The sequence below is a fragment of the Rhizobium sp. ARZ01 genome, from assembly GCF_014851675.1.
Lineage (GTDB): Bacteria > Pseudomonadota > Alphaproteobacteria > Rhizobiales > Rhizobiaceae > Mycoplana.
This window is the reverse complement of sequence record NZ_JACVAE010000003.1, coordinates 619,094-635,283: the sequence shown is the minus strand read 5'-3', so window position 1 is coordinate 635,283 and position 16,190 is coordinate 619,094. Positions and strand designations below refer to the sequence as shown.

The 16,190-nt window shown below is 62.2% G+C and carries 13 protein-coding genes; 6 read left to right on the top strand and 7 right to left on the bottom strand.

Going from position 1 to position 16,190, the window contains the following annotated elements:
- Nucleotides 1–224: hypothetical protein (locus IB238_RS24365; protein WP_210333638.1), on the top strand; the 224-nt coding region annotated here is incomplete at its 5' end.
- Between the two features lie 204 nt (nucleotides 225–428).
- Nucleotides 429–2,369, top strand: coding sequence for a M23 family metallopeptidase (locus tag IB238_RS20320; protein ID WP_192251370.1), 1,941 nt, complete (start codon nucleotides 429–431; stop codon nucleotides 2,367–2,369).
- Between the two features lie 209 nt (nucleotides 2,370–2,578).
- On the opposite strand, the gene clpB is transcribed toward IB238_RS20320, so the two are convergent.
- The 6 genes from clpB to IB238_RS20290 form a co-directional block, all read right to left on the bottom strand.
- On the bottom strand, nucleotides 2,579–5,182 hold the full coding sequence (clpB, locus tag IB238_RS20315) for an ATP-dependent chaperone ClpB (RefSeq protein ID WP_192251247.1): 2,604 nt from the start codon (nucleotides 5,180–5,182) through the stop codon (nucleotides 2,579–2,581).
- A gap of 357 nt (nucleotides 5,183–5,539) precedes the next feature.
- Entirely contained in the window at nucleotides 5,540–6,193 is a 654-nt protein-coding gene (locus tag IB238_RS20310) for a DUF4167 domain-containing protein (protein WP_192251367.1), read from the bottom strand.
- 349 nt (nucleotides 6,194–6,542) lie between these two features.
- On the bottom strand, nucleotides 6,543–7,406 hold the full coding sequence (prmC, locus tag IB238_RS20305; protein ID WP_192251244.1) for a peptide chain release factor N(5)-glutamine methyltransferase: 864 nt from the start codon (nucleotides 7,404–7,406) through the stop codon (nucleotides 6,543–6,545).
- Nucleotides 7,407–7,409: 3 nt separating this feature from the next.
- Nucleotides 7,410–8,492 (bottom strand): peptide chain release factor 1, encoded by a 1,083-nt coding sequence (gene prfA, locus IB238_RS20300; protein WP_192251241.1) that lies wholly within the window; start codon nucleotides 8,490–8,492, stop codon nucleotides 7,410–7,412.
- A 112-nt stretch (nucleotides 8,493–8,604) separates the two neighbouring features.
- On the bottom strand, nucleotides 8,605–10,872 hold the full coding sequence (gene ptsP / locus IB238_RS20295) for a phosphoenolpyruvate--protein phosphotransferase (protein WP_192251238.1): 2,268 nt from the start codon (nucleotides 10,870–10,872) through the stop codon (nucleotides 8,605–8,607).
- Nucleotides 10,873–10,941: 69 nt separating this feature from the next.
- Nucleotides 10,942–12,216 (bottom strand): aspartate kinase, encoded by a 1,275-nt coding sequence (locus IB238_RS20290; protein ID WP_192251235.1) that lies wholly within the window; start codon nucleotides 12,214–12,216, stop codon nucleotides 10,942–10,944.
- A gap of 474 nt (nucleotides 12,217–12,690) precedes the next feature.
- Between IB238_RS20290 and IB238_RS20285 the strand changes: the two genes are divergently transcribed.
- The 3 genes from IB238_RS20285 to IB238_RS20275 all read left to right on the top strand — a co-directional run bounded on the left by IB238_RS20285 (nucleotide 12,691) and on the right by IB238_RS20275 (nucleotide 14,628).
- A complete protein-coding gene (locus IB238_RS20285; RefSeq protein WP_348648274.1) occupies nucleotides 12,691–13,533 on the top strand; it encodes a LysR substrate-binding domain-containing protein in 843 nt (280 codons plus the stop codon).
- A 150-nt stretch (nucleotides 13,534–13,683) separates the two neighbouring features.
- Nucleotides 13,684–14,085 carry a nuclear transport factor 2 family protein gene (locus IB238_RS20280; RefSeq protein ID WP_192251232.1) on the top strand — a complete coding sequence of 134 codons (402 nt, stop codon included), beginning with the start codon at nucleotides 13,684–13,686 and terminating at the stop codon, nucleotides 14,083–14,085.
- Between the two features lie 12 nt (nucleotides 14,086–14,097).
- Entirely contained in the window at nucleotides 14,098–14,628 is a 531-nt protein-coding gene (locus tag IB238_RS20275) for a GNAT family N-acetyltransferase (RefSeq protein ID WP_192251230.1), read from the top strand.
- Between the two features lie 6 nt (nucleotides 14,629–14,634).
- Here IB238_RS20275 and IB238_RS20270 read toward each other — a convergent pair whose 3' ends face one another.
- Nucleotides 14,635–14,850, bottom strand: coding sequence for a hypothetical protein (locus tag IB238_RS20270; protein ID WP_192251227.1), 216 nt, complete (start codon nucleotides 14,848–14,850; stop codon nucleotides 14,635–14,637).
- Between the two features lie 246 nt (nucleotides 14,851–15,096).
- Between IB238_RS20270 and ubiG the strand changes: the two genes are divergently transcribed.
- Entirely contained in the window at nucleotides 15,097–15,846 is a 750-nt protein-coding gene (gene ubiG, locus IB238_RS20265; protein ID WP_192251224.1) for a bifunctional 2-polyprenyl-6-hydroxyphenol methylase/3-demethylubiquinol 3-O-methyltransferase UbiG, read from the top strand.
- The last annotated feature ends 344 nt before the right edge of the window (nucleotides 15,847–16,190 follow it).

The window sequence follows — 16,190 nt, the reverse complement described above, 5'->3', positions numbered from 1 at the left end:
GTCAAAACCAGCTTCACTCAATCCGCATCCATTCGGAAACTTCAGAGCGAGTTCGTCAGTCGCTAGCAGCGCCGCCGCCCTCGTTGGTGAGGCGGTTTCTAGGCCCAACACCAAACCAAGTCAACAGCCAAAATGACAGTTTTTTGAAAAATCTGGTCGGCCGCCGAGCAAGCGCCGGTTTTCCAGCGCTTTCCGCGCCGCGATTTCTTTATCCACATGCATGAAGGGCATTTTCGCCGGTCCGCCCTCATATTTTCACAATGGCAACGTCATCACCGATCAACGCGCACGTTACATGCGATTCCCACGTAAACGCGACGTGGTGCTGATTTGACTTGCGCCTGTTAACATGTACATCTTCGGGCCGCTGGAACGGCGCGCAACGACACGGGACCAACGCGATCGGCATGACGACGACCGACAGGAACATGATCCGAACGCTCGGCAATGAGCCGCCAATCCTGGCGGATGGCCGACGCGCCCCGGACCGCCGCGAGATCTCGTTGCGCTGGCTTTCCGGCACGTTCCTCACCGGCATCACCTCTTCCATCCTGATGGGGGTTGCGCTTTTTGCGGCCCTCGATGGTCGCCAGCAACTGGCGATCCCGGCAGAAGCCTTTGCCGCGTTGGAGCCACATGATCATCCGCCGCAGGCGGCAAACGCCGTCAAGCGCGGCCAGCGGATTCTCGAGCCGAATATCGTTGCCAAGCCCGCCGACAAGAAGATCATGGAAGTTTCGACCATGATCCATGACGGCGAGAAGGAAGTGGTTCGCCGCAAGCCCTTCGCTCACGTCACCATGGCGCTTGCCGCCAATCACTCGACCGGCGAGGACTATCCCCGTTTCGACCCGCTGGCGATCTTCTCCGACGGCGACAAGGACGAGCAGCAGTCGGTCGCACGCACCGGAACGATCTATGGCTCCGATGTCGAATCCGAAGTGGCTCTGAAGAATGGCGACTTCCCGACTGGTGGGTCAGCGCTCGCCTATGCCGACCAGATGTCGGTGGACGAGGTCGAAGAAAACGTGCGCACCAATGGCTCTGCGCTCACCGACGGTAGCACGCAGGTTGCTTCCCTCTATTATGTCGACCCGCAGCGTTTTGCCTCCGATGCCGGTGACCTGGACATGCTGCAAGGCCTGACAGCGCGCATTGTCGAGGAGAATATGAGCGTCTCCGATTTCGACGCGCTGACGCCGGACGACCCTGAATACGCGGACGACGTCATTCCCGTGCGCCGGCGTGAAGACATCGTCGGCATCATGACCGGGGCCGGTTATACCAAGGCCCAGGCCGAGGATCTTTCCGGTTACTTGCAAGGCGTGCTTGGAAGCACAGAGCTTGCACAAGGGGACGTACTGCGCGTCTGCGTGATGCAGGAGGGCAAGCAGGCAGACATCGTCCGCGCCTCGGTCTATTCCAGTGGCCGGCACGTAACGACCGTGGCGCTCGACGATAAGGGACGCTTTGTTCCCGGCACGGAGCCGCCGCCGCTTGCCGCGGTTGCCACGGCTTTCGACGGCGACAACCGCCCGGCGATGATTTCCGGCCGCGACCTGCCGCGCGTTTATGACGGCATCTATCGCGCTGCGCTGTCCTACGGCATGGGTACGGATATGACGGCGCAATTGGTCCGCGTCCTTGCCAGCAATGTCGACTTCCAGGCGCAGCTTCGACCAAACGATACGCTTGAAGCCTTTTTCTCCGTCGCCGACGACACCGGCGTCGCTTCGGCAGACTCCGAAATCCTCTACATCAACGCTCATTTCGGCGACACGGACACACGCGTCTACCGCTTCCAGGATTCGGACGACGGCGCTGTCGACTACTACGACCAGGACGGCAAGAGCATCCGCCAGTTCCTGTTGCGCAATCCCGTGCCGAACGGCCGCTTCTCGTCCGGCTACGGCATGCGGCGCCACCCCGTTCTCGGCTTCTCGCGCATGCACACCGGGACGGACTGGTCCGCGCCGCGCGGCACGCCGATCATCGCCGCCGGCAACGGCACCGTCGAAAAGGCCGGTTGGGCATCGGGCTACGGCAACCAGACACTGATCCGGCACGCCAACGGCTATGTTTCGTCCTATAACCACCAGAGCGCCATCGCGAAGGGTGTCAAGGTCGGCGGCAAGGTCAAGCAGGGACAAGTCATCGGGTATGTCGGGTCTACTGGGCTCTCTACGGGGGCGCACCTGCATTACGAGTTGATCGTGAACGGTAGTAAGGTGGACCCGCTGAAGATCAGACTGCCCGGCGGAAAGTCGCTTGAAGGCAAGGCGCTCACGCAGTTCCAGGTCGAGCGGAAACGAATCGACGACCTTCTTGGCCGCAAGGACGGTGGCCCCGAAGTCGCCGCGAAGGAATAGCCGGCCGCAAGCGCTGCGCAGGTGCTGCAGATTCCTTTAAATCGAGATCGATTTATACAGCCGGTTCGATTTACGACAAATCTGACCGATTAGCCGTGGGCATTCCCCGGCAATGCAGTTCGCAGCCTGCTTGGGACGCTGCGTCCATACGAAAGCAGCGCGGGGACCTTACGATCCGCGCGCCGCTCGTTGTTTCCATCAAGCCTAGATTACGCCGCCTTGCTCGTACTGGCCTTGGTGTGGAACAGCAACCGATCCGAGCCGGCAGTTACTTTTACGGTCGAACCATCCGGCACCTCATCCGACAAGATCTTCTCGGCAAGCGGATCCTGAAGATATTTCTGGATCGCCCGCTTCAGCGGCCGCGCTCCATAGACCGGATCATAGCCCTTGTCGGCCAGCCAGTGAGTCGCATCCTCATCCAGTTCCAGCGTGATCTTGCGATCCGCAAGTAGATGCCGGACACGCTTGAGCTGGATTTCGACGATCGCGCCCATTTCGGTCCGCCGCAGCCGGTGGAACAGGATGATCTCGTCGACACGGTTCAGGAATTCCGGCCGAAAATGCGCCTTCACGACGTCCATCACCTCGTCGCGGACCTTCTCGCTATCATCGTTCTCGCCGAGCTGCGTCAGGTACTCCGCACCCAGGTTCGAGGTCATGATGATCAGCGTATTGCGGAAGTCGACCGTGCGGCCCTGACCGTCGGTCAGGCGTCCGTCGTCGAGCACCTGCAGGAGCACGTTGAAGACATCCGGGTGTGCCTTTTCGATCTCGTCGAACAGAACGACCTGATAGGGACGCCGGCGGACGGCCTCCGTCAGGGCACCGCCCTCCTCGTAGCCGACGTAGCCGGGAGGTGCGCCGATCAGCCGGGCAACGGAGTGCTTCTCCATGTATTCCGACATGTCCATGCGCACGATGGCCGTATCGTCGTCGAACAGGAACCGGGCCAAGGCCTTGGTCAGCTCCGTCTTGCCGACGCCGGTAGGACCGAGGAATATGAATGAGCCAATCGGCCGGTTCGGATCCTGCAGGCCGGCACGGGCGCGGCGAACCGCACGCGAAACCGCCTGGACCGCGTCACCTTGGCCGACGACCCACTTGGCAAGTTCGTCCTCCATGCGAAGCAGCTTTTCGCGCTCGCCTTCCAGCATCTTGTCGACCGGGATCCCGGTCCAGCGTGAGACGATCTGCGCGATGTTATCGGGGGTAACCACCTCCTGCACCATCGAGCTGCTGTCGCCCTTGTCCTGGCCTTCGGCTTCCTCGAGCTCTTTTTCAAGCTGCGGGATGACGCCATAGGCCAGTTCGCCGGCGCGCTGGAATTCACCCTTGCGCTGGACGATTGCCAGTTCGTTGCGTGCCTCGTCGAGTTTCTTTTTCAGGTCCGCCGCATGTCCGAGCTTGCTCTTTTCCGCCTGCCAACGGGCCGTCAATGCGGCTGCTTCTTCTTCGAGCGCGGCCATGTCGAGTTCGAGCTTCTCCAACCGGTCCTGAGAGGCGCGGTCGGTTTCCTTCTTCAGCGCCTCACGCTCGATTTTCATCTGGATGATGCGGCGGTCGAGCTCGTCCAGTTCCTCGGGCTTGGAATCCACCTGCATGCGAAGGCGCGAAGCGGCCTCGTCCATCAGGTCGATCGCCTTATCCGGCAGGAAACGGTCGGTGATGTAGCGGTTGGAGAGCGTTGCGGCCGCGACCAGCGCCGAATCGGAGATCCGAACCTTGTGGTGCTGCTCGTACTTTTCCTTCAGGCCACGCAGGATCGAGATCGTATCCTCGACCGTGGGCTCCTCGACGAAGACAGGCTGGAAGCGGCGGGCAAGTGCTGCGTCCTTCTCCACGTGCTTGCGATACTCGTCGAGCGTGGTCGCGCCGACGCAATGCAGTTCGCCACGAGCAAGCGCGGGCTTCAGCAGGTTCGAGGCGTCCATCGCGCCATCCGCCTTGCCGGCGCCGACCAGTGTGTGCATCTCGTCGATGAACAGGATGATCTCGCCGTTCTCCGCCTGCACCTCGTTGAGCACGGCCTTCAGCCGCTCCTCGAACTCGCCGCGATACTTCGCGCCGGCAATGAGCGCGCCCATGTCCAGCGCCATCAACCGCTTGTCCTTGAGGCTCTCGGGCACGTCGCCATTGACGATACGAAGCGCCAGGCCCTCGGCAATTGCAGTCTTGCCGACGCCGGGCTCGCCGATCAGAACAGGGTTGTTCTTGGTGCGGCGGGAGAGGACCTGGATCGTGCGGCGGATTTCGTCGTCGCGGCCGATCACCGGATCGAGTTTGCCCTCGCGCGCTTCGGCCGTCAGGTCGCGTGCATATTTCTTCAGCGCATCGAAGCCCTGCTCCGCATTTGCCGTATCGGCCGTACGACCCTTGCGCAGGTCATTTATGACCTGGTTCAGCTTCTGCGGGGTGACGCCAGCCTTGGCGAGAATCTCCGAAGTCGGGGATGATTTTTCGATCGCAAGCGCCAGAAGCAGGCGTTCGACAGTAACAAAGCTGTCGCCAGCCTTCTTCGCAGCTTCCTCGGCAGCAGCAAAGACGCGCGCAAGCGGCTGCGAGAGCGACAACGAACCGTTGCCACCCGACACCTTCGGCAGCTTGTCGAGGGCAGCCTCATTGGCGCGACGCGCTTCCTTGGCATTACCGCCGGCCCGCTCAATCAAGGACGACGCCATGCCCTGATCGTCGTCGAGCAGAACCTTCAGAACATGTTCGGGGGTGAACTGGGGATTGCCGTCGGCGAGCGCCTTGGTCTGCGCGGACTGCAAAAAGCCGCGGACGCGCTCGGAGTACTTCTCGATATTCATAGACTACCTCCATGACTCGACCGGCCCTTTTTGCGGCGCCGATCGGCGATTCAGGATCAGGTTCCCATCAAGGCGAACCCGTCATTACGAACTCGAATATGGGGACGCGAAGGCGGAATTAAAGGGAGGCGCAACCATTAAGTTTGTGACCGCCCCGGCGAATAAACAACCGCGTCCTCCGCCCGGCGATCAAGGTTGGATCCGGCCGGTTCGCAAATTTCCAAAACCACGGAGGGAGCTGGGCCTCAGGGTGAGAGGCAACAAAAAACCGTCCGCAACAGCATGTTGCGGACGGTCCAATGTCGTTTCGAGGCGCTCCAGTTGCTAGCAAATGCTTTCGCAACAGGCAGGCTCAACTTACTCCGAAGCTGCTGCCTCGAGTACAGGTGCGGGCGCTTCGCCGCCTTCAGCGGGAGCTGCCTGCGCATCTTCCCCACCCTGCTGGCCTTCGCCGCGGCGCGGACGGCGCTGGCGAGGTGCGTTGCGACGACGCGACGGCTGACGGGTCGCTTCTTCCTCCAGCGAAACCTCTGCCGGAGTTCCCTCGATGATCGGCTGCGGGCCGGTTCCGTCGTTGACGGGTTCCGCCACAGGCGTGGCGACCGGCGTCGGCGCGGCAACAACCGGCGCTTCGTCCGCGGCGACGAAATCACCATCGTCTTGGTCTCGGTCGAAACCGTCGCGGTCGTTGAAGTCGTTGCGATCCTCGCGCTGGTGGCGCTCCTGCATCTGCTGCTGCGCGGAAAGAATGATGCGATTGTAGTGCTCGGCGTGCTGGAGATAGTTCTCCGCCATGACACGGTCGCCGGAGCTCTGCGCGTCACGCGCAAGTGCCGCGTATTTCTCCGCAATCGTCTGCGCCGTGCCCCTGACCTTCACGTCCGGTCCGGAGCTGTCATAGGTCCGGGTCAGCGGATTGCCGCCTTTGCGGAAGTTGTTGTTGTTGTTATTGTTGTTGTTATTGTTGTTGTTACGCCCGCGGCCGCGCTTGTTTTGCTGTCCTGGCCTCATGTTCTCACTCACCTGAAGTCTCTGGTCTTGATGATCGTGTATCTGCACCACCCGGCTGCAATGGCAGCCCGGGCGAAATCTCGTCGGCGAACATACCACGCTCCCCGGTGGTCCTGTCGCCGCTAAACGTCAAATTGACAGGTACCTGCACAGAGCAGTCTTAAACCCCAGCAACTCTTCTTTGAGAGAAAGCTTCGCGTCGGTCATATCAGAGCGAATCTGTTTTTATATGACCCTTGCCCAGTGCGTAGTCGCAACCTATCTCGCTTCATCGATGATTCCAAGCCTTTTCTTTGCGACATCTTGGCACCGGAACAGGAAGTTGTGTATCTGCAACAACACCAGCACGTCAGCTATTGGCAAAAATGAGAACCCGGTCGTTCCCGCCGAGGTCCGGAGCTGCCTCAAGTAAGCGGAAACCTCTCCCGCTCATGAGCGCTGCTACCGGCTCCTTCTGGTCGTAGCCAATCTCGAGACCGACAATGCCCGCCGGTGCGAGATGGTCCGCAGCCTTGCGGGCGATTGCGCGATACGCCGTCAACCCATCGTCGCCGCCGTCGAGCGCACGCCGCGGATCGAATTGCCTCACTTCATCGGCAAGACCGTCGACCACATCCGAACGAATATAGGGTGGATTTGACACGATAATGTCGAAGGTGCCGTCCACCGCGGAAAACCAGTCGCTCTCGACAGAATCAAACCGATCCGCCAGGCCGTTCAATTGGGCATTGGCTCGCGCCGTCTCAAGAGCGCCGGGCGAGATGTCCGTGCCGGTACCGACGACGCCGGGAACCGCATCGATCAGCGCCAGGCAGATCGCACCCGTCCCCGTACCAAGGTCAAGGACCCCGCAAGTGCCCTTATCGGCCACGATAGCCCGCGCACGCGGCATCAACCGCTCGACGAGAATTTCCGTATCAGACCGCGGTTCGAGCGTATCAGGTGAAAGGGTCAGCGTAAGACCGAAGAATGGACGGCTGCCAAGGATGCGGTAAACCGGCTCCCGAGCCAACCGGCGAACCAGCGCAGTTTCAAGCAGTTCCAGCTCGGCTTGGGTCAGCACCCGTGCGCCCCCGGAAATCAGCGCGGCCGGCTCCAGCTCCAACAGACCGCCGACCAGAAGGCGCGTCTCGCGCGCCGCATCCGCGATGCCGCCCCCGACCAACCGTCGGCGCGCATCGGCGAGCGCATCGGAAACTGTGACGGCGGTCATCGATCAGCCCCGCTGCTCGGCAAGCAGGGCAAGCTGACCGGCCTGGTAATCGGCAACCAGCGCGTCCACCACCTCGTCAATCTCGCCTTCCATCATCCGGTCGAGCTTGTAGAGGGTCAGGTTGATGCGATGGTCGGTCACGCGGCCTTGCGGAAAATTGTAGGTGCGGATGCGTTCGGAACGGTCGCCGGAACCGACCTGGCTCTTGCGGTCGGCGGATCGTTCGCTCTCGGCCCGCTGGCGCTCTATGTCGTAGAGGCGTGAGCGCAACACCTGCATCGCCTTGGCGCGGTTCTGGTGCTGCGACTTTTCCGAACTCGTCACGACCAGCCCAGTCGGCAAATGCGTGATGCGCACGGCTGAGTCGGTCGTGTTGACGTGCTGTCCGCCCGCGCCCGACGAGCGCATGGTGTCGATGCGGATATCCTCCGCGCGGATCTCGATGTCGATCTCCTCGGCCTCGGGCAGCACCGCAACTGTCGCAGCCGAGGTATGGATCCGCCCGCTTGCTTCAGTCTCCGGCACGCGCTGAACGCGGTGAACTCCGGATTCGAACTTCAACTTGGCGAACACGCCGCGTCCGGAGATCGTCGCGATGATCTCCTTGTAGCCGCCAGCCTCGCCTTCGCTGGCCGATAGCACTTCCACCTTCCAGCCATTTGTAGACGCGAAGCGCTCATACATGCGAAACAGATCACCGGCGAAAAGCGCGGCTTCGGAGCCGCCTGTGCCGGCTCGAATTTCCAGGATCGCGCTCTTTTCGTCGGCGGCGTCCTTTGGCAGAAGCAGGATCTGCATTTCCTGCTCCAACGTTTCGATAGTGGCCTTCAGGTCGGGCAACTCCATCTCAGCGAGGTCGCGCATCTCGCGATCCGTCCCCCTGTCCGCAAGCATCGCCTCGAGGTCGGCAACCTCAGCCTCCGTCTTTTGATACTCGCGGATCTTCGTCACCACCGGTTGCAACTCGGAATACTCCGACGCGAGCCGCACATAGGTCTCCGAATCGGGACCGGCGGACATGCGTGCCTCGATCTCGCCGAAGCGGCGTTCCAGTTCGCGCATCTTTTCAACCGGAAGCTTCGCCACCGTAGAACTCCAGAATTTCAATCGCACACTGCTACTGCCCCTTTGGGTCGTCGAAAAGGCCGTGCACGGATGTTAATCAATGGGTCGCCCCGCATCCGCAAATCGCGGATCGCTATAGCGGTATACTGTTCTCGGCGGCGAAGTCCGTCAGGATCTGCCGCACGGTCTGCGTCGGCCGGGAGTCCTCCAGCGCCGCTTCCAACACTGCCTCGAGCTTCTCTGCGTCAAGGCTCAGAAGCATCGCCTTCACCGGTCCCAACGCAGTTGCCGACATCGACACCGAACGGAACCCCAGGCCGAGCAGCGCCATCGCCGTGATCGGTTTACCCGCCATTTCCCCGCAAAGGGTAACGGGGGTCGAATTGCGCTCCGCTGCCCGCACGATGTCGCGCAAAACCCGAAGGAACGGACGACCGAGATTATCGAACCGGTCAGAGACGCGTGCATTGCCGCGATCGACCGCCATCGTGAACTGGAACAGGTCATTCGAACCGACGGAGACGAAATCAACCTCCGCCATGAGCTCATCGAGCTGCCAGAGCAGCGCCGGCACCTCCAGCATGGCACCGAACTGCAGTTTCTTCGGCAGTTGTTCGCCGATCTTCGATTGCCGCTCGATCTCCTTCTGCAGCAGTCCGCGAACCTCTCTGAGCTCGGCCACTTCCGTCACCATTGGCAACATCAGCCGCAATTCGCTTCCGGCCGTCGCCCTCAGCATCGCGCGGAGCTGCGTGCGCAGCAGGCCGGGCCGGTCCAGCGACAGCCGGATCGCCCGCCAGCCAAGCGCAGGGTTCTCCTCGTCGGTGCTGCGGAAATAGGGCACCACCTTGTCGCCGCCGATGTCGAGCGTGCGAAACGTCACCGGCCGCCCCGCAGCCTGTTTCAGCACGTTGCGATAGAAGGCCTCCTGCTCCTCGGCCTTGGGCATGGTCGAGGCGATCATGAACTGGAGCTCGGTACGGAAGAGCCCGATGCCGAGCGCGCCCGATTCGGCCAGATGCGGCAGGTCCACCAGCAGGCCCGCATTCATCTGGAGGTTGATCTGCCTGCCGTCCTTCGTGACCGGATCGACTGCGACCAACGCGCGATACTGCGCCTGGCGGCGGGCACGAAGCCTGACCTTGTCCTCATAGGAGCGCTGCAGGTCTTGCACCGGGCGCAGATGCACCTTGGCTTCGTCGCCGTCGATGATGACCGCATCGTTGTTCTCGGCAAGCGCAACCGCGCCGGCCGCCTGGCCCACGACCGGGATCCCCATGGCGCGGGCCACGATCACCACATGGCTCGTGACGGCCCCCTCCTCCAGCACCAGCCCGCGCACATTTTCACGCGGATAGTCCAGGAGCTCCGCGGCGCCCATGGCGCGTGCGACCACGATCGCATCATTCGGGAAACTGCTGGCGGAGAGCTTCGCGCCATAGCCGGTCAACTGGCGGAGCAGTCGATTGGCAAGATCGTCGAAGTCGTGCATGCGCTCACGCAGATACGGATCCGTCAGCCGAATCATCCGCGCCTTCGTCTCGCTCTGCACCCGCTCGACCGCCGCCTCCGCCGTCAAGCCGTTGCGGATCGCTTCTTCCAGCTTGCGTACCCAGCCGCGATCATGGGCGAACATGCGGTAGGTCTCGAGCACCTCACGGTGCTCGCCCTCGACCGGCACGTCGCGGCGCGACAGCATATCGTCGATCGAGATGCGCAAGGATCCCAACGCCTCGGCAAGCCGCCCCAGTTCGTGCTCCGAATCCTCGTTCAGAAGATTGGTGACAACGATGCGCGGCTCGTGGAGAACGACATAGCCGAGCCCGATCCCCTCACCAAAACTGGCGCCGTCGATCGAGACCGGCCTTGACAGGTCGAGTTCGAGGCCGGGCTTGGTGAGCTTCTTCAGTTCGCCGGTCGCGACCATCTCTGCCAGCACCATGGCGGTCGTTTCCAACGCCTCGAGCTCGTCCTCGCGATAGGTGCGGCTCGCCTTGTTCTGCACGACGAGAACGCCGAGCGCGCGGCCTGTGCGCAAAATCGGCACGCCGAGGAACGAATGATAAATCTCCTCGCCCGTCTCCGGCAGATAGCGGAAGGCGGGATGCGATTGCGCATCCGAAAGGTTGAGCGGCTGCGCCGAAGCGGCGATCGTGCCGACGAGGCCTTGGCCCATCTTCAACTGAGCCAGGTGGACGGCGCCGGGATTGAGACCCTCGGTGGCGTAGAGTTCGAGAATGCCATCGGAACGCAGCACGTAGACGGAACACACTTCCGCGACCATGTTCTGCGCGATCTGGCGCACGATCTGGTCCAGGCGATCCTGTGGCTCGAGCGGCTCCGCCATTAGTTCGCGCAGCCGCTTGAGAAGTACGCGCGGACCCGCGGAGAGGTCTCTCATCGCGTGGCGTCTCCCGAAAATGAACCCACCCTGGATGCAGCCAGGCGGGCGCCTGGCGAATCCGCTCGATTACTTCTTATCGAGACCGTAGACGGAATGCAAAGTGCGGACTGCGAGTTCCGCGTAGGGACCGTCGATCAGGATGGAAATCTTGATTTCCGAGGTGGTAATCGCCTTGATGTTGATGCCCTTCTCGGCAAGTGCGTGGAAGGCCGACGCGGCAACGCCCGCATGGCTACGCATGCCGATACCGATGACCGAGACCTTGACCAGGCCGGTCTCGTGCTGGATCACGTCGAAGCCGATCTTGTCCCTGGCGGCGTCGAGCACTTTCAGCGACTTTTCCATGTCGCCAGAGGGCACGGTGAAAGTCATGTCGGTCTTCGAGCCGTCCTCGGAGGTGTTCTGGACGATCATGTCGACGTTGATATGGGCTTCGGCGAGCGGCCCGAAGATCGCAGCCGAGACGCCTGGCCGGTCGGCGACGCGCCGCAGCGAAATCTGCGCTTCATCCTTGGCATAGGCGATGCCGGTTACGACTTCTTGTTCCACGATCTCATCCTCATCACAAATCAGCGTACCGGGCGGGTTCAGAAGATCGCCCATGCCCGGCGCATCGGGATCCTCAAAGGACGAACGCACGAAGGTGCGTACCTTGTGCACCATGGCAAGCTCGACCGAGCGCACCTGCAGCACCTTGGCGCCCAGCGACGCCATTTCCAGCATTTCCTCGAAAGCGATCTGCTTCAGCCGCCGCGCCTTCGGCTCGATGCGCGGATCGGTCGTATAGACGCCGTCCACGTCGGTGTAGATGTCGCAGCGATCGGCCTTGACGGCAGCTGCGATCGCCACGGCCGATGTGTCAGAGCCGCCCCGACCGAGCGTGGCGACGCGGTTGTCCGGGCCGAGGCCCTGGAAGCCGGCAACGACGGCGACCTGCCCCTCGCCCATGCGGCGGATGATCTCTTCGCCGTTGATGTCGAGGATGCGCGCCGCGCCATGGGCGTTGTCGGTCTTGATCGGGATCTGCCAGCCCTGCCAGGAGCGGGCGTTGATGCCCATCGACTGCAGCGCGATCGCAAGCAGACCAGACGTCACCTGCTCGCCCGAGGCGACGATCGTGTCATACTCGCGCGCGTCGTAGAAGGGCGAGTTGGCGCCGGTTGCCTTCGGCATGCCCTGTACCCAGCCGACAAGCTCATTGGTCTTGCCCGACATCGCCGAAACCACCACAGCCACCTCATGGCCGGCATCGACCTCGCGTTTGACGTGGCGCGCAACGTTGTGAATGCGGTCCAGGTCAGCGACGGAGGTCCCGCCGAATTTCATCACGATGCGTGCCATATCTATCTACCGGTACTGATGGGTCGCGCGAACGCGCGCGGGAAGTCGCGGGGTCTATTAGCGGAAGAGGGGGCAGGGCGCAATGGCAAGGCTTGGCCCGTTGCACGCCCGCGTCACGAAAGCCAATGCGGCTGGCGCTGGTCACGTGGCCAATTGCCCACGTGTCCTGTCGCAACCCTTTGGCAGACCAGCCTGCCCCTCGGCGAATCCCGCATCGGCAAGTAGCCGCCTATCCTGCCGCGCAAAAAGTAGTGCCAGTGCCCGGCGCTCCGCCGCCTTTTGCCGATGCTTCCGCAGCCAAGCAAAAACCGTCTTCACCAGCCGCCGCCTCCCCGATTGTGTTCGTTTCACGCTCGTCACCCTCCACGCTTCCGGTGGCAGGGTTTGACGGATAGTAGACATTTGACAAACGAATAGTCATTATGGCTGCCATTCAGAAAATCGATTGCAAAGCCATGTCCCTGCCCCTGGAAAGTGCTGCGCACCTTCCTCGTCCTCGCCGAAACGGGGAACGTCACCCGCGCCGCCGAGATTGTCTCGCGCACACAATCAGCCGTCAGCATGCAATTCAAGCGGCTGGAGGAGATAGTCGGAACGCCGCTTTTCGAACGGGGGCCGCGCGGTGTCACATTGTCGATCGACGGCCAGCGCCTTGTTCCCTACGCCCACCGCATCGTCGGTCTGATCGACGAGACGACGGCGACAATGCGCTCGAAGCCGCTCGACGGGCCGGTGCGCATCGGCATCCCCGAGGAATACACCCAAACCATTCTGCCCCGGGCACTCGCCGCTTTCGCCGAGTGCAATCCCGCCACCGAGGTCACCGTGCTTTGTGCCCATTCGGCCCAACAGATCGCCGCGCTGGAAAATGACGAACTCGACCTGGCCATCGTCTTCGACTGGCGCGGGCGTCACAGTGGCGACGTGCTCTGCATCGACCCAACGGTCTGGGCGACATCGAGGGCCCACGATGTCCATGTTGCCCGTCCGGTGCCGATTGCGATCTATCAGAACTCACACTGGTATCGCGATTTTGCCCTTCGCTCGCTGGAGCAACACGCGATCCCCTACAGAGTTGCCTTCAGTTGCGACACCTCCGGGGGCCTGAAAACGGCGGTATCCGCCGGTCTCGCCATCGCTCCGCTTGCCCGCAGCAATATCCCGGCCGATTGCCGCGAATTATCTCGCGACGACGGCTTCCCCCCGGTCGACTCCTCGCGTGTCGTGCTCAAGCTCAACCCGCAGCGAACGAGTGCGGCAATCGCCGGCATGGCCGACATGGTTCGCACCGCCTTCCAGCCGGTTCCGGTTGCCTAGACCATCCGAGCAAATTGCTTGATACGCCGCTGTTGCAACCGGCTGCGGAAGGGTCGAAGATCGTCACACTGCCGCCGCCGGGGTGATCAACTCACGGCAGATGCACTTCGGCGACACCAGACTTCGCGTGAGCCGAACGGAGGCCGACACATGTCTGACGATTTCCACGCATTCATCCAGAAGCGCAAGGAAGTGGCGCTGGCCTACATCAACGGCGACACAGCCCCGCTCGAAGACATCGCCGCCACCAACTCCCCTGCCAGCTTCTTTCATCCACAGGGTCCTGTCGTCGAGGGCGCCGAACAAGTGCTTGCGCGCTATGTCGGTGACGCCAATTTTTTCGACGTGGGCGGCGAGAGCGACATGGAAATCATCCACATGGGGCACGACGGCAAGCTTGGGTACTGGGTCGGCTACCAGAACGCTAAGGCGCGCCTCAGAGGCGTCGCGGAGCCGGTTCCAATGCGCCTGCGCGTCACCGAGATCTTCCGTCGCTTGAATGGCCAATGGCAACTCGTGCACCGGCATGCGGATTTAGCTGAGAAAACTTAGAACGAGGCCTCGATGGAGAAAGACCGTGAATGCCTGGCCATGTCGCTTCGTGTCGCGACGACTCCCGACGCTGAAGTCGTCAGTGCCCTGCTTGCCGCCTCCTACACATTTCTGATGCCTGCCGCCTATGACAAAGACGTCCTTGCGCTGGCTCTGCCGCTGATGACAGTAGCCAAACCCGACCTGCTCGCCTCCGGCCGCTTCTACCTCGTGGAAGGGCCAGACCGCATGCTGTTCGGTTGCGGTGGCTGGTCACCCACCGCACCGGACGGGAGCCCGCTTGCGGCCGGGGCTGCGCATCTTCGGCATTTCGCGACCCACCCGGACCACTTAGGAGAGGGCATCGGACGTCTGATCTACGAGCATTGCGCTCGTGCCGCCGCCGCCGTCGGCATCACCACCTTCTTCGTTCATGCCAGCCTGAACGCCGAACCCTTCTACGCCAGTCTTGGGCTCGAAAGATGCGCACTCCTCCACATCCCGCTCACGCCGGGCATGTCGTTTCCGGTGGCGGAGATGGCCGGCAGGCTGCCGCCCGTCTGACAACGATCAGCGAGCGACCGACAGGCCCGATCTTCGCAGCCCATCGATGAAATGGGCATGATGATCTTTGTGTGAGTACGCCGCGAAGATCCGCCAGTAGCCCGGAAAATCGTTGGGAGCCGCGTCCTCCGCTTCGCGCACCAACTGGCGCAATCCATCGTCGCGTCCCAACTGCCCAAGGCTCGCCAGAACAACCACGAAGTTGAAGTAGGTTCTTCGCAAGGCAAGCGCCCGGAGGCGCGCAATCCGTGAACCTCTCGGGCGTATCCTGCATGTTGTGAAGCCAAGTGCCGCGCATATGGGACTCGTAGGCGTCGAGGTTCTGCGTTCCCCGCAGTGAGCCTGAGCCTCAACAGCCTAGTCCAATTCGACAGACCGGAGAAGCCAGAAACGCCCCAGCCTGACAGCTCTTGACATCCGGCCGCAACCGTCCGACTTCAGAGCGCAGAAGAACCAGGGAGACCTTCCATGAGCGAGCCAGTCCGCACGACCATCGATCAGGCCGAGGTCGATCGCTTCTCCGCCATGGCCGCGGAGTGGTGGGATCCTTCCGGCAAATTCCGCCCGCTGCACAAGTTCAACCCCGTCCGCCTCACCTATATCCGCGACCTGGCCTCGGCGCATTTCGGTCGCAACCCCAAGGCCCATCGACCGCTGGAGGGCCTGCGCATCCTCGACATCGGTTGCGGCGGCGGGCTGTTGTCCGAACCGATGGCACGCATGGGCGCAAACGTCGTCGGCGCCGATGCCTCGGAGAAGAACATCGGCATCGCCAAGGCCCACGCCGCCGGCAGCGGCGTCGATGTCGATTATCGCGCGGTGACCGCAGAAGCATTGGCGGAAGCCGGCGAAAGCTTCGATATCGTCCTGAACATGGAGGTGGTGGAACACGTCGCCGACGTGGATTTCTTCCTCACCACCTGCGCCTCGATGGTGCGCCCAGGCGGCATGATGTTCGTCGCCACCATCAACCGCACGCTGAAGGCGGCAGCACTCGCCATCTTCGCCGCCGAGAACGTCCTGCGCTGGCTACCGAAGGGCACGCACCAGTACGAGAAGCTGGTGCGCCCCGAGGAAATCGAAAAGCCGCTCACTGCCGCCGGTCTCGATATCACCGACCGCACCGGCGTTTTCTTTAACCCGCTTGCCAACCAGTGGAACCTGTCGCGGGACATGGACGTGAACTACATGCTGGTCGCGCGTCGGCCGCAGGTGTGAGCGGCTCTCACAATCGCTCATCCATCTGCCGGCACCTTCCCACCCCCTCGCCCCTTGTGCGGATAGGGCGGGCTAGAGTGCGGGGCAAACGATAACCTGCCCCAGGCAGCATAAACCTCTCGCCGCGATCGACGTCCGCTACGCCAGATGCGAACGTCGATCCATACACCGCTTTAGTCGGCGCGGCACGGGTATGCTATCCTGGTCGGGGACGATCGGATCGCGCGAAGATTTGGTGAATTGCCAAGCCCAGCGGGCCGGTCGACGTGTCCGTGGCGCTACGGTGAACATTCGCGAATTTGCCCAATGGTTTCCTGTCGCCGCACTACGCGCTGTCAGAAAAC

Coding starts and splice junctions, on each gene's coding strand:
- ubiG (WP_192251224.1), top strand. CDS start 15,097: ATGAGCGAGCCAGTCCGCACGACCATCGATCAGGCCGAGGTCGATCGC.
- IB238_RS20290 (WP_192251235.1), bottom strand. CDS start 12,216: ATGGCACGCATCGTGATGAAATTCGGCGGGACCTCCGTCGCTGACCTG.
- IB238_RS20280 (WP_192251232.1), top strand. CDS start 13,684: ATGTCTGACGATTTCCACGCATTCATCCAGAAGCGCAAGGAAGTGGCG.
- clpB (WP_192251247.1), bottom strand. CDS start 5,182: ATGAATATCGAGAAGTACTCCGAGCGCGTCCGCGGCTTTTTGCAGTCC.
- prmC (WP_192251244.1), bottom strand. CDS start 7,406: ATGACCGCCGTCACAGTTTCCGATGCGCTCGCCGATGCGCGCCGACGG.
- IB238_RS20275 (WP_192251230.1), top strand. CDS start 14,098: ATGGAGAAAGACCGTGAATGCCTGGCCATGTCGCTTCGTGTCGCGACG.
- IB238_RS20320 (WP_192251370.1), top strand. CDS start 429: ATGATCCGAACGCTCGGCAATGAGCCGCCAATCCTGGCGGATGGCCGA.
- ptsP (WP_192251238.1), bottom strand. CDS start 10,872: ATGAGAGACCTCTCCGCGGGTCCGCGCGTACTTCTCAAGCGGCTGCGC.
- IB238_RS20310 (WP_192251367.1), bottom strand. CDS start 6,193: ATGAGGCCAGGACAGCAAAACAAGCGCGGCCGCGGGCGTAACAACAAC.